This window comes from Chromatium okenii, assembly GCF_002958735.1.
Classification (GTDB): domain Bacteria; phylum Pseudomonadota; class Gammaproteobacteria; order Chromatiales; family Chromatiaceae; genus Chromatium; species Chromatium okenii_A.
This window is the reverse complement of record NZ_PPGH01000013.1, coordinates 119,229-134,619: the sequence shown is the minus strand read 5'-3', so window position 1 is coordinate 134,619 and position 15,391 is coordinate 119,229. Positions and strand designations below refer to the sequence as shown.

Below are 15,391 nucleotides of genomic sequence, written 5' to 3'. Positions count from 1 at the left end.
CTAAAATGCCGCTTTTTTTAATGATCTGCGCTTTTTCGTCAGCACTAAATCTAAATCATCAAGGCTAATTTTGCCGCTGCGTTGATAACTGCGATTGATGAGTTGCCCGATTTCATAACGGGTTAAACCTTGCAGCGCCAATGCGAGTTTGCTGCGGCTGGCAGCATCTAAATTGGTGTCATAAGCGGTTGTATAGCTGTCGAGTTCTTCACTAATCACCGTTTCATCGGGCAACGGTAATTCAAATAGCGTGATAAACTTTTCCAATTCCGGCGGCAGCAATACCTGCGAGGAAATCAGGAATAGCGTCACGGCGCTGTCGTCATCGGCGAGGATGCGATTGACCAACAATTTGAGGCGGGCGATGGCCAGTGGCTGATCGCGCAGACCGAGATGGGCATCGCGGATGACGATGACGTGATGCTCAAGGTCTTGATCTAACAGGTTATCTAGCGCAGTGGCGAGATCGCACCACGCGATGAGCGGGCGCTTGGTGGCGAAATCGACCATGCCCCGCGCCATATTCCATTCCAGAATTTTGCGACCGTCGGCGAGATCGCGGATTAGCGCGTCGGCTTCATTCTCGGCGTGAGTGAGTAAATAAAGCAGCGGATAATGCGATTCAACATGAGCGCGAATTGTTTCAGTGAGAGATTGGGACATGAATTGAAATCTCGATATTGAATGCCATAAAAAACGGTTGAAAACTCGTAATCAATACCGCAGCTCCCGATGATCCAATTCTAAAAACAAGGTATCAGCAGCAATGCGCAATTCCTCATCGGCGACTGCATCATCAGGGATTTCAATCGGCAAGCGGAGTAAATTCAAAAGCACTTCTTTTTGTGCATTAGCAGGCAGTGCTTTGAACATCGAAATAAATTGTTGTGCAGTTGCAATCATTATTAACCTCGATTCAGTTTGCACGTTGGATCAATCAAAAAGATCAAAATCACTGTCCACCGCGAACGGGGCGAACGTAGCCGTTGCTGTCGCCATCTTCTTCAACCGAAGCATGTCCCGAGTGAAACCAAACTTGCCATCCTCCAGATTCAGCTTTTGTACCAAAAACTCCACCACTTCTTGTTCCTCTTGAACTAGACCAAAAATAACCATCACTCATAGGAAAAGCTACCAGATCAATAGTTGGGTGAGCATAGTCACCCTTACAACTATCATCTGTATCGTTCCACTTTTTAGGTTGACCAGAAGAACAATAAACCAGAGATTTTAACTCTTGAAGAGAAGGTAATCGCCAATCACGTTGTCCAGCATAACCTCCATCACGATTCAGTTTTTCTATCGCACGTTTAGCATCATACTGATTATAATATGAAGCCTTTCCAGAGCAGGTAGTTCCGTTCCAAGTTTGTCCTAATGAGCAGCGCATCCACTGCAAACCAGTGCGAATATCCACGACAGTTCCATCACCTAAATCCAAATAACGCCGCCCGCAGTGCTTACACATTTTACCCGTCTGAGTATCCAGCACATCACCATTGCCTAAATCCAGATAACGACCTTCAAAACCAATCGGAACACCAATTGAGCACGACTTGAAAATCAAAACGCCGTCGCCCGCGATATTTGTCGGACGCATCCATACAATACCATTCTCAATAATCTTTACTGCACCAGATTCAATTGGCAGCACATCGGCAAGATCAATGATTTGCTTGTTATCAGAATTGCTAGCCGCTGAAACTGACTCGGCTATTTGTTCATATTGCTGCATCAGTTCCGCTATTGTCGGAGTAGATTTTGGCGTCGGATCACGCAGCACTTCCGCAATAAAGTCATCATCCGCTTCCACACCAAACGCGCCGCACAATCCCTTCAACACCGCGTGATCGTCCAAACCATCCAATGCTTGCACTGCCGCCAATTCCTCGCTTAATTTGCGCACCGCCAGCCATTTTGCCAACAGCCCGCTGCGGAAATGAGCGAGAATTTCAAGGGTGAAATGGTCGCGGATTTCCTCAATGTTCTTTGCTCTGATGCCGTCGATGGGTAAATCAAACTTGATAATTTTTGGCATGATGAATGCTCCAATAAACAACTGTGGTGAAAAGAAATGCGGGAGCTTTGCGTAGCAGAACCCGCAACCAATCATAAGCAAATGGCGTCATCATTTCAATCTGTCCTAGTACTCAATGTCATCACAGATGGTTGTGCGTTGCGACATAATTGCGCAGCACCTCGTTAATGCGCTGTTCCCAATCATCACCCAATGCTTTTAGAGCCACTAAAACATCTTCATCAATTTGAATTGCGGCAGAGAATTGAGGTGAGCAACCAATACGCACAAAGGGTTTTACTGCGTCCCATTCTTCATCAGTGAATGGCATTGCATCGGGATCAGACATCGCCGCTGCAGTAATTAAAGCATCTTCTTCTGGAGTAGGAATGATTGTTCCGGGTTTAAGTTTTGGCATAGTGTTTTATCTCACGAGGGTTAGCTTTGCGTAGGCTAATAATACGCCGTACATTGGCACGATCAACAAAAGCCACAAAAAACAAACGCAGCCCGATATAGCCAATTCCACACTGGCGTGGTTCACCATAATCGCGTCGATTATCCAACCATGTTAATGCTGTATCCCAATCTAAATCTGCCGCCAATGCTAACGAAACGGAATGTTTCGCTAAATTTGCTGCATCTTTTTCCCGGTCATAAGTGAATTTCACCCAGCACTCCCAAATCAATACTAAAAGTTGATGGTGTCGATAGACAGATCGAACTTCATCATAAGATTGGCGGTAAATATACGCCAATTGTTTTACCAACCAAACCAATTCAACGGATTGAGTGCGCTGGCAACGCTGGTCACCACGTCTTTAACGCCTTCTGCAATACTTTTCACCACGCTGACCGCAGTTTTAACAATTGCTTTACCGCCGGCATAAACTGCCTCGCCAATGGTGCTACCCGCCATCCCACCGACCACGCCACCAATAAAACCGCCAACTGCGATACCAATTGGGCCAAAAACTGCGCCCAATGTCGCTCCTTTAGCCGCACCCAAGCCAGCGCCCATTAAACCGCCAATGGCGCTACAACTGACATTGCCTGCGGCATCAAGGGCTTCTTCACCGCTGAGTTGACCGGTCGCAAACTTAAATAATACTTTTGCGTTTTCCATACCGACATACACGATATTGGCAATGTGTCCGGCGGGAGTATTTTTTAATAACGCTCCCAACCAACCATTTTTAGCCGCCACCACCACTGCACCAGATACGGCAACCTGTACGCCAACATTGGCTCCGCTTTTCACCGAACTCTCAAAAAACTCCTGTAAATCTTCATTTGCCGAGGGATTTTCTTTACCAGTGATGCTATTCCAAATCCGCCGTCCTAAAATACGAGCGCCTTGCATTCCAGCAGTAATCGCTGCGCCAACCAATGCTTGTTTGCCAATAGCTTTGGCAACGTTCATCCGATTGACTTCACTCCATTCGTATTCGCGGATTTCAGCATCACGTTGTGCATCTTCCTGTAGCTGTTTTAATTCCTCACGGCTCGGCATATCCACCGCAACATCATCAACTTCAATCTTGCTGGTGACTTTCCGATCTGGGAATTCTTCTTGCACCCGCTGCACCTGTTCTTCATGCACCACAATGGTTGTGCCTTCGGGATAACCCTCGTGATCTTTCAGGTTTTTAATCAGTTGATTGGTGTCAGCGTAGGATTTTACTTGGATGTTTTCAAGCGGTTTTCCCGCCGCATCTTTTAATACAATGTCGTGCGAATTCCAGCCAGTCTCATTTAAGACCTCGGCGCGAATCTTGGAGCCAGTGGTGGTCGCACGGATATTAAATTGATTGGCGATTTCGCTTTCCGCCAGCAAACCGTGTAAATGCGGATTGGTGCTGATGGTGCCATCTTGATTGAATACGCGCCCGCGAAATTGATCGTTGGCATCCGTTAAAGCGCGATCAATTCCAGCGGCGTATTCACCCACGTTGACCACGCCAGCTTGTTTAGCGCCCATTTCAAGCCGCTGCGCCAACCAACTGTCACGGCTTTTGCCTTTATCTAAATGCGTGTACAGCGCCGTTTTTGCTTCGTTCGCTGCCGTGACGCTGACAATAATCTCATTGGCGGTGGTGACTATTTCCGTCTCATCCTGCCAAATCGTCGGATATAAACGAAACTCACTGGTGAGCCAGTCATTTAATGGCAGTTCATGGCGCTGGCGGCTATAAGAATCGACAAATTTTGTAATGAGATTGCCGGTTGTTTTAGCGTTTTCTTCACCCTGAAACACTTGCACCGCGAGTTGATTGGCGTGTTGCTGTTGCACCTGTTCATCGTTGAGTAATTCAAAGTCGTTGGTTGCAGAAGTGTCTTGAGTCATGTTGCTGCTCCGATTAAATGTAATGGTGAACAATAAAAAACCCGACATTGCCAGCGGCAACGTCGGGTTAAATGAATAGCAAAATGCGGGTAAAAATGCAATCAGGATGCGGGTTTAATTTTCATTTCTGCGAACCGATCCGCATATTCTTGAACCTTCTTTTTCATCACTTCACGCAGCGGATGCGTATTATTGATGACGCGCAATAACGCGCATTGTCAAGCGTGGCGCAATTCTGCACAAACGCCTTTTCAATCGCTTCTTTTACGACTGCTTCAATATCTGCGCCCGAATAGCCTGCGTTTTTTGCGCCAATTCTTCCAATTGAATCTGCGCGGATAAACGGTTGCGGCGTTCTAAATGCACGCGGAAAATCTCAACGCGCTCGGTTTCAGTGGGAAAATCGACATAAAAAATCTCATCAAAACGCCCTTTCCGCAGTAATTCTGGCGGCAATGCGGAAATATCATTGGCAGTGGCAATCACAAATACCTGCTTGGTTTTATCTTGCATCCACGTTAAAAAATAGCCGAATAACCGCGTTGCTACTTCTGAACCTTCGCCGCCGCTACCAATCCGACAAACGCTTTTCTACTTCGTCCACCCATAACACGCAGGGGCTTACTGCTTCGGCAACCTGAATCGCACGGCGCATATTGCCTTCACTTTCGCCAACGTATTTGCCCATCAATGAACCCATATCCAGTTTTAATAAGGGCAAATTGAATAACGCAGCAGTGGCTTTGGCGGTCAAGGATTTACCGCAGCCGGGCATTCCGACAATCATCACGCCTTTTGGTGGTTCAACCCCAAACGCCCGCGCTTCTGGCCAATTGGAGAGCACCAGACTTTTTTGTTGCAGCCAAGGTTTTAATTTGCCGAGACCGCCGATGTCTTCTAACTTTTCGCGCACGGTCAGCATTTCTAAAATGCCGCTTTTTTTAATGATCTGCGCTTTTTCTGTCAGCACTAAATCTAAATCATCAAGGCTAATTTTGCCGCTGCGTTGATAACTGCGATTGATGAGTTGCCCGATTTCATAACGGGTTAAACCTTGCAGCGCCAATGCGAGTTTGCTGCGGCTGGCAGCATCTAAATTGGTGTCATAAGCGGTTGTATAGCTGTCGAGTTCTTCACTAATCACCGTTTCATCGGGCAACGGCAATTCAAATAGCGTGATAAATTTTTCCAATTCCGGCGGCAGCAATACCTGCGAGGAAATCAGGAATAGCGTCACGGCGCTGTCGTCATCGGCGAGGATGCGATTGACCAGCAATTTGAGGCGGGCGATGGCCAGCGGCTGATCGCGCAGACCGAGATGGGCATCGCGGATGACGATGACGTGATGCTCAAGGTCTTGATCTAACAGGTTATCTAGCGCAGTGGCGAGATCGCACCACGCGATGAGCGGGCGCTTGGTGGCGAAATCGACCATGCCCCGCGCCATATTCCATTCCAGAATTTTGCGGCCGTCGGCGAGATCGCGGATTAGCGCGTCGGCTTCATTCTCGGCGTGAGTGAGTAAATAAAGCAGCGGATAATGCGATTCAACATGAGCGCGAATCGTTTCAGTGAGGGAGTTGGGCATGAATTGAAATCTCGATATTGAATGCCATAAAAAATGGTTGAAAACTCATAATCAATGCCGCAGCTCCCGATGATCCAATTCTAAAAACAAGCTATCAGCAGCAATGCGCAATTCCTCATCAGCGATTGCATCATCAGGGATTTCAATCGGCAAGCGGAGTAAATTCAAAAGCACTTCTTTTTGTTCATTAGCAGGCAGTGCTTTGAACATCGAAATAAATTGTTGTGCAGTTGCAGTCATTATTTAGCCTCGATTCAGTTTTCAGAACCATGATTGGTTTAATCATTCAGTGAGGGAGTGGGGCATGAATTGGAATCTCCAAAAAATATGGTATTCACGGCGGCGAATGTAGTTTAATTCGATATGTCTATTCCAAACACATGAGTACGCATAAATCCACCTAATTGATCAACTAATACTTCTTCTAATTCACAAAAAATTTTTACATCAGGCTTTTCTTTTCCTATATCAGTAATCACTCCGGTGACTGTTGAAATGACACCACCAACTTTATCATGTGCGCAAATCAAATCACCTTTTTTGTATTTAGATTCAACAGAATCATTACCAACTAAGTAAGGATGAAAAGAATTCCTTGGTCGCACCACAAGTGAAACCTGCCCAGTGCGCGGCTGTGAAATCATCGTTTTCTTCTCTGCTGGAAGGCTTCTGATGATGTCGAGCTTCTCCTGATTTCTTTTTCCCCGACGATCTTTTTCTTGATCGCTCATACGCTGCTCTGCGTTGAAATCTTTTTCCTTATCCTTCAGTAAAGTAATGATGTCTTCAAGCCACGCGACGCGATCATTGAGCGCCTTTTTCAGCAGCGGGATCGTCACTTTTTCAGTCATCGAAGACAGAAGTTGCTTGCGCTGATTTAATACAGCAATAAAGTTGTGCCAGTTTGAACAATAATCTTCTGCATATTCCGACATCAAAAACCATCCGACAATATCACCGATGGAACGATTTGTATTAGAAAAATCAAAAGTGTGAATAACGCTGCCAATAGCCGGTGCAACAGGAATTGCAGGTGCAGATTCTTTTGATCTGCTTGTAAATAACGCCTTACTTTTATAACAAGCAGCTTCCGTCCAAGAGTAATAATCAAACATCTCATTCTTAACGATGCCTTGCGTTCTGACTGCTTCATAAATCGCAGAATCAATCGCCTCTGCCAATTGCGCGTAATGCTGCGCAACTTCCAACACATTTTCTCCCGCTTGTCCGACTGGTTCTTTTAACGCCTCAGCAATAATCAAATCATCTGCTTCCACACCAAACGCGCCGCACAATCCCTTCAACACCGCGTGATCGTCCAAACCATCCAATGCTTGCACTGCTGCCAGTTCCTCGCTTAATTTGCGCACCGCCAGCCATTTTGCCAACAGCCCGCTGCGGAAATGAGCGAGAATTTCAAGGGTGAAATGGTCGCGGATTTCCTCAATGTTCTTTGCTCTGATGCCGTCGATGGGTAAATCAAACTTGATAACTTTTGGCATGATGAATGCTCCAGTGGAATGATTAAAAAAAATGTTCATTGCCTGATTGACCTCAAGCAATGAACAACAGCGTCCTGTTTAACAGGTGACACATAGTCTATAACTTAATCATCAATAAAAACATCCTCTAAATTAAGCGCATCAAAAATGCGTTCAGCCCATAATTGGCGCTGCTCGCTGCTGCTTGCGCGTAAACGAGCACGGGTTTCTTCAGTGAGTGCGCCGAAGCGTTTAATGAACTGGCGCTCTAATAAACTGGTTTCACCTTCCAAGCGTCCCTTCTGTAATCCTTGCTCTAATCCTTGCTGCTCCCAAAAATGTGCGCAAAAGTGTTTATGCACAACTGGGTCATTCGCTCTCCGTTGATAGTGACATCACTGCAACTGGAGTCCTGGTTGGGCAGTCTCAACCGAACGGCCAACCTGCGTTGGCAACATCGAGTACTACTGAACAATTGCGCCCTGGCGTTACCATAAAAGCCACCCGGCTGATCATCCTTGGGCAGAGTGGCTTTGCGACCAAATGTTGTTCATACCCGACGGGACGCGAAACCTTCGCGCTTGTGGATACCATCCACCACTTTATTCTCAAACAACCATGCCTAAAAAACAAGAAAATCCACCTTTTTATATTCTCAATCTGTAGGGCGCGGTCACTGCTAAGAGTGTTTTCTATAGGTTAAAGAGCACTATAACGTACTTAATTTAATACTAGAGTCTAGCTCCAATCCTTGCTCCAATCCTTGCTGTTTCCATTCTTGAGTCCAATCAAGTACGCTTTCTGCCAACATGGTTTTAATCTCTAATAAATCACCTAGTTCTGGAAAATTGATGCCCGGCAATCGCGCCGGAATCAATACCCGTTTAATCCACACCGTAAATGCACGTCGTAAACTCGCTTGCTCAGGTGCATCAAGCCAATGAGTCAATGCAGTTAATGCCGCTTGCAATGGTTGTGGTCCTCGGCTTTTTTCTAAACGAAATAATGCCGCCACCAGATTTTTTAATGCCCAAGGTGTGCTTTCATCAATTGCGCCTTCATCAAGCAACAGATAACGTAGATGTGGCGCATAATCGCGCAACCGTACTCGCCAGAGCAAATCATCTTCGCGTTCGCGTAAATCATCGCTGATATAACTGCCGCTGACTTGTTCGAGCGTATCAAAATCAAGATCGGCAACCCAAGGCTCATTCACAAAGCCAATAAGAAGATCGCGCACCATTTGCGGATGCAAAAACAGTAGTTTGTAGCTAGGATCGTGAGTGTTCATATATTTTTACTTTGCTATAGCAGGTGTTATTGGTAAATCACAGATGATTGAGCGTTGCGACATCATTACGCAGCACCTCGTTAATGCGCTGTTCATAATCACCATTCAAAGTATTTATTGCATCATTTCCAGTCAATTAAAGTTGTGTTCGTCTTCTTAGGGTTTTATGATTCAATTTGCCGTGTGCTTAAACACTGCCGTTTTCACATTCATAGGAATGAAACGTTATGAAGACTATTGTTGCTGTTGTGGGTCTGGGTTATGTCGGTTTGCCGCTGGCAGTCGAATTTGGCAAACGCTATGAAACAATTGGCTATGATCTTTCTGAAACAAAAATCGCGCATTACCTTAATTATTGCGATCCAACTGGCGAAGTGAGCAGCGACGATTTGCGAGCAGCCAAGCGGCTCACGGTAAGCAAGGAGCCGTCCACGTTGCATCGCGCCGATGTCATCATCGTGGCCGTGCCGACGCCGGTCGATCAAACGCACATTCCCGATTTTTCGCCGCTGGTGAGTGCCTCGACGATGGTCGGCAAATACATGAAGCGCGGCGCAATTGTCGTTTATGAATCAACGGTTTATCCCGGCGCAACCGAGGAAATCTGCGTCCCGTTATTGGAGCAGCATTCCGGTTTGAAATGGCAACAGGATTTTCATGTCGGTTATTCGCCGGAGCGCGTCAATCCCGGCGACAAGGAGCGCACCATCACGCGCATCGTGAAGGTGGTTGCGGGTGATACTGCGCTGACGACCGATGTAGTCGCTGCGCTGTACGCTTCGGTGATTACCGCCGGCGTGCATCGCGCCAGCTCCATCAAGGTTGCGGAGGCGGCGAAGGTGATCGAGAACACGCAGCGCGATCTCAACATTGCGCTGATGAATGAGCTGGCGCTGATTTTCGACCGGCTCGGCATTGATACGTTGGAAGTGCTGCAAGCGGCTGGAACCAAATGGAATTTTCTGCCATTTCGTCCCGGTTTAGTCGGTGGACACTGCATCGGCGTTGATCCGTACTATTTAACGCACAAGGCAGTGGCGCTCGGTTATCACCCGGAAGTTATTCTCGCGGGGCGACGCATCAACGATGGCATGGCAGCGCATATCGCCCAGCAAACAGTGAAGCAGATGATTCAACACGGCGACCGAATTAAAGGCGCAACTGTCATCGTGCTCGGTCTTACGTTTAAGGAAAATTGCCCGGATTTACGCAATTCAAAAGTCGCCGATTTAATTGCGGAATTGCAATCATTTGGCTGCAACGTCGTAGTACACGATCCATTAGCAGCAGCAATAGAAGCTGAACATGAATACGGATTAACGCTCACGCCGTGGGAACAATTGCCGAATAACGCTGCGGCAATGGTTGCAGCGGTATCGCACCGTGAGTATTTAGCAATGCCGCTGGCGCAATTAACTGCGCATCTCAAAGCAGGCGGTGTCTTTATTGATGTCAAATCAGCTTATGATCCGGTGGCAATTCGTGCTGCGGGTTTTAATTTGTGGCGACTGTAAATTTTAGGAATTCAACGATGACGACTTACGATCAACTTCGCATTCAATTACCGACTGCGCCACGCACTTGGTTGATTACCGGCGTTGCCGGATTTATCGGCTGCAACCTATTAGAAACACTATTGAAATTGGATCAGCATGTGATTGGTCTGGATAACTTTGCTACCGGCCACCGTCACAATCTTGATCAGATTCAGCAGGCAGTGACACCTGCGCAGTGGGCGCATTTCCGCATGATCGTTGGCGATATTTGCCATTTGGATGATTGCCGCGCCGCTTGCGTTGGTGTTGATTATGTATTGCATCAGGCGGCGCTCGGTTCGGTGCCGCGTTCATTAGAAGACCCGATTGCGACCAATGCCGCCAATATCACGGGTTTTCTCAACATGTTGGTGGCAGCGCGGGATGCGCGAGTCAAACGGTTTGTGTACGCAGCATCGAGTTCGACCTACGGCGATCATCCCGGGCTGCCCAAAGTGGAAGATGCGATTGGCAAACCGTTGTCGCCTTACGCCGTGACCAAGTTGGTCAATGAGCAATATGCCGACGTGTTCGCCCGCGCTTATGGCTTCAAAACCATCGGTTTGCGCTACTTCAACATTTTCGGCGCACGTCAAGACCCCAACGGCGCGTATGCCGCTGTCGTGCCGAAATGGACGGCCGAGATGATTTTCAATCAAGCGTTGTGGATCAACGGCGATGGCGAAACCAGCCGCGATTTCTGCTACATCGCCAACACCGTACAGGCTAATTTGCTGGCAGCGACCGCCACGCATCCTGACGCGACCAATCAGGTTTACAACGTTGCAGTGGGCGAACGCACCACGCTCAACGAATTGTGTGAAGCGATTCGCTCGGCACTCGCGCCGCGCTTTCCACATCTCGCTGATTTCAAACCGAATTATCAGGATTTCCGCGCTGGTGACGTGCGCCATTCGCTCGCCGATATTTCCAAAGCCAAAACACTGCTCGGCTATGAACCCACGCATCGCATTGGCGAAGGATTGATTGAAGCGATGGATTGGTACGTCGCCAATTTGGGAAAAATCCCCCCCAGCCCCCCTTTTTCTAAGGGGGGAGATGAGGAAAGCCCCTCTTTGAAAAAGGGGGGTTGGGGGGATTTATGAATGCTCCGCCCGTGTTGCTATTGGCGCTGGCAGCAATCACGCTGGCGCTGACTTCATCCGCAGTGTCGTTATTTGCCAACCGCGAACCGCGTGTGCTGCGGTTGGTGGCAACGCCGCTGCTGGGTTTATCCGGTGTAGCGGCGCTGGCAGCGGGATTAAGCGCATTGATTTTGCACAGCAATGTCGCAATGACGCTGCCGTTCGGGTTGCCGTGGCTGCCGTGGCACATTCGCGTGGACGCACTGTCTGGGTTTCTATTGCTGCTGATTGGTTTAGTCACCAGCGCAGTCGGGATTTACGCGCCAGCATACGTCCGCGATTTCGAGCGCGGGCGCGATTCACTGACTGCGCTGGGCGGATTTAGCGGCTTGTTTTTAACTGGAATGTTGCTGGTCGTACTGGCCGATGACGCTTTCGTGTTTATGGTGGCATGGGAATTGATGTCGCTCGCGTCCTATTTTCTGGTCGCGTTTCAGCACGAAAGCGCCGCCAATCGCCGCGCAGCATTTTTATATTTACTGATGGCGCACCTGGCGGACTGGCGATTTTGCTGGGATTTGGCGTGTTGGCTGCATTCGGACACAGCTTTGAATTTGCTGCGATGCGCACCGCGCCGCTGTCCTCTGGCTGGGCAGCATCGCCTTCATGCTGGCATTCATCGGTTTTGGCATGAAAGCCGGACTCGTGCCGCTGCACGCATGGCTACCAGAAGCGCATCCCGCCGCGCCGTCGCACATTTCGCGCTGATGTCCGGCGTGATGTTAAAAGTAGCGGTATACGGATTTATCCGCGTCGTGTTTGATTTGATTGGGCAATTCCAATGGCAATGGGGCGTGACGCTGATTGTCATCGGCAGTTTATCGGCGTTAATGGGCGTGTTATTCGCATTGATGCAAACTGACCTTAAACGACTGCTCGCGTATTCGTCAGTCGAGAATCTCGGCATTATTTTCATTGCTTTAGGGCTGGCACTGGTATTTCTCAGCACCGGCAATCCACTGCTCGGCGCATTGGCTTTTGTTGCGGCGCTCTATCACAGCCTCAATCACGCACTATTCAAAAGTCTGCTGTTTTTTGGCGCAGGCGCAATTTTGCACAGCGCCCACGAACGCGATTTAGAGCAAATGGGCGGACTATTGCGCCGAATGCCGTGGACGGGAATGTTTTTTTTAATTGGCGCGTTATCCATTTCGGCGCTGCCGCCATTCAACGGTTTTGTGTCTGAATGGCTGATTTTTCAAGCAGCACTGCAAGCGTGGCAATTAGAAAGCGGCGTATTGCGCAGTTTGATTCCAATTGCTTCCGCCGTGCTGGCGCTCACTGGCGCACTGGTCGCAGCGACTTTCGTCAAGGTTTACGGCATCGCATTTTTGGGACAAGCGCGATCGCGGCATGTGCGCCACACGCGCCAAGGTGCGTTAGGAATGCGCATTGGACAGGGCATATTAGCGGCGCTCTGCGTCCTCTGCGGCGTGTTGCCGACGCAAATCATCGCGCTGCTGGAGCCAGTATCTGAAGGGCTGCTGCATGTCGGTTTGCCGCAAGCCAGCGCCAATGGTTGGCTGTGGTTAACACCCATTTCCTCAGACACTGCAAGTTACAGCGCACCATTGACGATTGTGTTGTTGGCGCTGATTGCGGGATCGGCGTTCTGGTGGTTTTTGCGTGGAGTGCCGCGCCGAATGCGCCGCCGTGATCCGTGGGATTGCGGGTTTGCGCCACCATCACCGCGAATGCAATACACCGCAACTGCATTCGCACAACCAATGCGGCGCGTATTTGGTCTGCTCTTTGAAATGGATGAAACGCACCCGGCATTGAATGACACGATGCCGCGCTATCGACTTAAAATCACGGATCGTTTGTGGGGATTATTGTATTTGCCAATCGCGCAGGCAGTGGAATCTGCATCACGGCGCGTGGTGCGTTTGCAATCCGGCAATGTGCGGGTTTATTTGGGTTGGACGTTGGCAACGTTATTAGCCTTGCTGTGGGTGATTTCGTGGACTTAAAGATTGATCACGATCAACGTTTTGTCTCCATTCATTGCATCATTTTTTGCATTCATCATTTACAGGAATCTTCACCATGAGCCGCACCATCAGCATTGAACCGGTCACGCGCATCGAAGGTCACGCCCGCATCAGCCTGCAACTCAGCGACGACGGCGCAGTAGAAGATGCGCGGTTTCATCTCACCCAATTTCGCGGGTTTGAGAAATTCTGCGAAGGTCGCCCCTACCGCGAAATGCCCGCGCTCACTGCTCGCACCTGCGGCATTTGCCCAGTCAGTCACCTGCTCGCTTCCAACAAAGCCTGCGATCATTTGCTGGCGGTCAGTATTCCGCCAACAGCGGAAAAACTTCGGCGGATTATGAACTTAGCGCAGTTTTTACAATCACACGCGCTGTCGTTTTTTCATCTGTCCTCGCCGGATTTGCTGCTCGGCTGGGACTCCGATCCCGCGTCGCGCAACATTTTCGGCGTGATGCGCCAGCATCCCGATCTCGCCCGCGACGGAATTCGCCTGCGCCAGATCGGGCAAACCATCATCGAAATGCTCGGTGGCAAAAAGATTCATCCGACGTGGGTTGTGCCCGGCGGTGTCAATGAACCGCTCACGCTGGAAAAACGTGATGCCATGCTCAAACTGTTGCCGGAGGCGCTGGAAATTGCGCGGCGCACCTACGCTTTTTTCAAGACGCTGCTGCCGAAGTTCAAACATGAAGCCGACCATTTCGGCACGTTACCGACCATGTTTCTGAGTTTGGTCACGCCGCAGGGCAATTTGGAACATTACGACGGGCTGTTGCGAATTAAGGACGCGCAAGGGCGCATCGTGGAAGACATGGTTCCGCCGGAAGAATTTGAACGGCTGATTGGCGAGGCGGTGGAGGATTTCAGTTACATGAAATTTCCGTATTACAAACCGCAGGGTTATCCGAAAGGTATTTATCGTGTCGGCCCGCTGGCGCGACTCAATAACGCGCAAGCCTGCGGAACGCCTTATGCCGATGTCGCGCTGGCGGAATTCCACATGTTGCAGGAATCCGGTCCGATCACCAGCAGCTTTCATTATCACTACGCCCGTTTGGTCGAAATCATTTATGCCATTGAAATGATGGAGCGATTGCTTAAAGACGCAGCGATTCTGGATTCTCGCGTCCGCGCTCGCGCCCGCAGCAATCGCAATGAAGGGATCGGCGTTTCCGAAGCGCCACGCGGCACGCTCATTCACCATTACCGCATTGATGACGATGGGCTGATTACTTGGGTCAATCTCATTATCGCCACCGGTCACAACAATCTGGCGATGAATCAAGCGATTAAGCAGGTTGCGGAAACTTACGTCGATGGAAACCACCTGCAAGAAGGCATGTTAAATCGCGTGGAGGCAGTGATTCGCTGCTTCGATCCGTGTTTGTCGTGCGCTTCACACGCTTTCGGACAGATGCCACTGCGCATTGAATTGAAAAATGCTGCTGGGCAAATCGTGGACACGCTGACTCGCGCAGACGGATGTTTTGCATGAAGATTTTGGTGATTGGTTACGGCAGCCCGATTCGTGGCGATGATGCGCTTGGCGTGTTGGTTGCAGATCGACTGGAACAAAACGGCGTTCCCGCGCATGTGAGCGTCATCGCTCGCCACATTCTCACGGCTGAACTGATCACCGAACTGCTCGCCGTGCAACGGGTGATTTTTCTCGACGCAGCAGTTGATCTCGAACCCGGCGCAGTGCGCAGTCAGCGCCTCATTCCAAGCGTATGCGCAGCATCCAGCATGGCGCACTTTCTCGATCCGCGTGAACTGCTGGGCTGGTGCGCTGCACTCTACAACCACACGCCAGAAAGCTATCTCATCACCGGCGGCGGCGCGTCATTTGATTACGCCGATTATCGCCTGTCACCTGCGGGTGAAACCGCGATGACCGCGATGCTCGCAGAAATAGCACCGCTGCTGCGTCCATAAATGCAATTTTGACCGTTCGCTTGAGCGTCATCCGTCATTGCTAACATTGGAAAAT

General features: G+C 49.4%; 17 protein-coding genes. 5 read left to right on the top strand and 12 right to left on the bottom strand.

The window, feature by feature from the left end; genetic code table 11:
• The 12 genes from CXB77_RS20865 to CXB77_RS02395 form a co-directional block, all read right to left on the bottom strand.
• Window positions 1–663 carry a hypothetical protein gene (locus CXB77_RS20865; protein WP_242445362.1) on the bottom strand — a complete coding sequence of 221 codons (663 nt, stop codon included), beginning with the start codon at window positions 661–663 and terminating at the stop codon, window positions 1–3.
• A gap of 51 nt (window positions 664–714) precedes the next feature.
• Complete coding sequence (locus CXB77_RS02440) at window positions 715–903, bottom strand: hypothetical protein (protein ID WP_105072657.1); 189 nt, start codon at window positions 901–903, stop codon at window positions 715–717.
• Window positions 904–952: 49 nt separating this feature from the next.
• Window positions 953–2,038, bottom strand: a complete 1,086-nt coding sequence (locus CXB77_RS20860; protein WP_242445361.1) for a DUF1566 domain-containing protein — start codon at window positions 2,036–2,038, stop codon at window positions 953–955.
• Between the two features lie 121 nt (window positions 2,039–2,159).
• Window positions 2,160–2,435, bottom strand: a complete 276-nt coding sequence (locus CXB77_RS02430; protein WP_105072656.1) for a BrnA antitoxin family protein — start codon at window positions 2,433–2,435, stop codon at window positions 2,160–2,162.
• Window positions 2,422–2,688, bottom strand: coding sequence for a BrnT family toxin (locus CXB77_RS02425; protein ID WP_105072693.1), 267 nt, complete (start codon window positions 2,686–2,688; stop codon window positions 2,422–2,424). The genes CXB77_RS02430 and CXB77_RS02425 overlap by 14 nt, the downstream gene beginning before the upstream one ends.
• A gap of 92 nt (window positions 2,689–2,780) precedes the next feature.
• Window positions 2,781–4,364 (bottom strand): hypothetical protein, encoded by a 1,584-nt coding sequence (locus tag CXB77_RS02420; protein WP_242445360.1) that lies wholly within the window; start codon window positions 4,362–4,364, stop codon window positions 2,781–2,783.
• A 264-nt stretch (window positions 4,365–4,628) separates the two neighbouring features.
• Entirely contained in the window at window positions 4,629–4,877 is a 249-nt protein-coding gene (locus CXB77_RS22785) for an AAA family ATPase (protein ID WP_277949329.1), read from the bottom strand.
• Between the two features lie 55 nt (window positions 4,878–4,932).
• Entirely contained in the window at window positions 4,933–5,952 is a 1,020-nt protein-coding gene (locus tag CXB77_RS22780; protein ID WP_277949328.1) for an AAA family ATPase, read from the bottom strand.
• Window positions 5,953–6,003: 51 nt separating this feature from the next.
• Window positions 6,004–6,192, bottom strand: coding sequence for a hypothetical protein (locus CXB77_RS02410; RefSeq protein ID WP_105072654.1), 189 nt, complete (start codon window positions 6,190–6,192; stop codon window positions 6,004–6,006).
• Window positions 6,193–6,305: 113 nt separating this feature from the next.
• On the bottom strand, window positions 6,306–7,292 hold the full coding sequence (locus CXB77_RS02405; protein WP_146108649.1) for a hypothetical protein: 987 nt from the start codon (window positions 7,290–7,292) through the stop codon (window positions 6,306–6,308).
• Window positions 7,293–7,558: 266 nt separating this feature from the next.
• Window positions 7,559–7,795 (bottom strand): DUF4351 domain-containing protein, encoded by a 237-nt coding sequence (locus CXB77_RS02400; RefSeq protein ID WP_105072652.1) that lies wholly within the window; start codon window positions 7,793–7,795, stop codon window positions 7,559–7,561.
• A gap of 347 nt (window positions 7,796–8,142) precedes the next feature.
• Complete coding sequence (locus CXB77_RS02395) at window positions 8,143–8,724, bottom strand: Rpn family recombination-promoting nuclease/putative transposase (protein WP_242445359.1); 582 nt, start codon at window positions 8,722–8,724, stop codon at window positions 8,143–8,145.
• A gap of 227 nt (window positions 8,725–8,951) precedes the next feature.
• Between CXB77_RS02395 and CXB77_RS02390 the strand changes: the two genes are divergently transcribed.
• From CXB77_RS02390 to CXB77_RS02370, 5 genes are all read left to right on the top strand, one after another.
• On the top strand, window positions 8,952–10,238 hold the full coding sequence (locus tag CXB77_RS02390) for a nucleotide sugar dehydrogenase (RefSeq protein ID WP_105072651.1): 1,287 nt from the start codon (window positions 8,952–8,954) through the stop codon (window positions 10,236–10,238).
• A 17-nt stretch (window positions 10,239–10,255) separates the two neighbouring features.
• Window positions 10,256–11,365 carry an NAD-dependent epimerase/dehydratase family protein gene (locus CXB77_RS02385; RefSeq protein ID WP_105072650.1) on the top strand — a complete coding sequence of 370 codons (1,110 nt, stop codon included), beginning with the start codon at window positions 10,256–10,258 and terminating at the stop codon, window positions 11,363–11,365.
• Window positions 11,362–13,377: a proton-conducting transporter membrane subunit gene (locus CXB77_RS02380; protein ID WP_431520695.1), complete on the top strand. Its 2,016-nt coding sequence runs from the start codon at window positions 11,362–11,364 to the stop codon at window positions 13,375–13,377. Before CXB77_RS02385 ends, CXB77_RS02380 begins: the two co-directional genes overlap by 4 nt.
• Before the next feature lie 76 nt (window positions 13,378–13,453).
• Window positions 13,454–14,896 (top strand): Ni/Fe hydrogenase subunit alpha, encoded by a 1,443-nt coding sequence (locus CXB77_RS02375; protein ID WP_105072649.1) that lies wholly within the window; start codon window positions 13,454–13,456, stop codon window positions 14,894–14,896.
• Complete coding sequence (locus CXB77_RS02370) at window positions 14,893–15,336, top strand: hydrogenase maturation protease (RefSeq protein WP_105072648.1); 444 nt, start codon at window positions 14,893–14,895, stop codon at window positions 15,334–15,336. The genes CXB77_RS02375 and CXB77_RS02370 overlap by 4 nt, the downstream gene beginning before the upstream one ends.
• Window positions 15,337–15,391 lie beyond the last annotated feature (55 nt).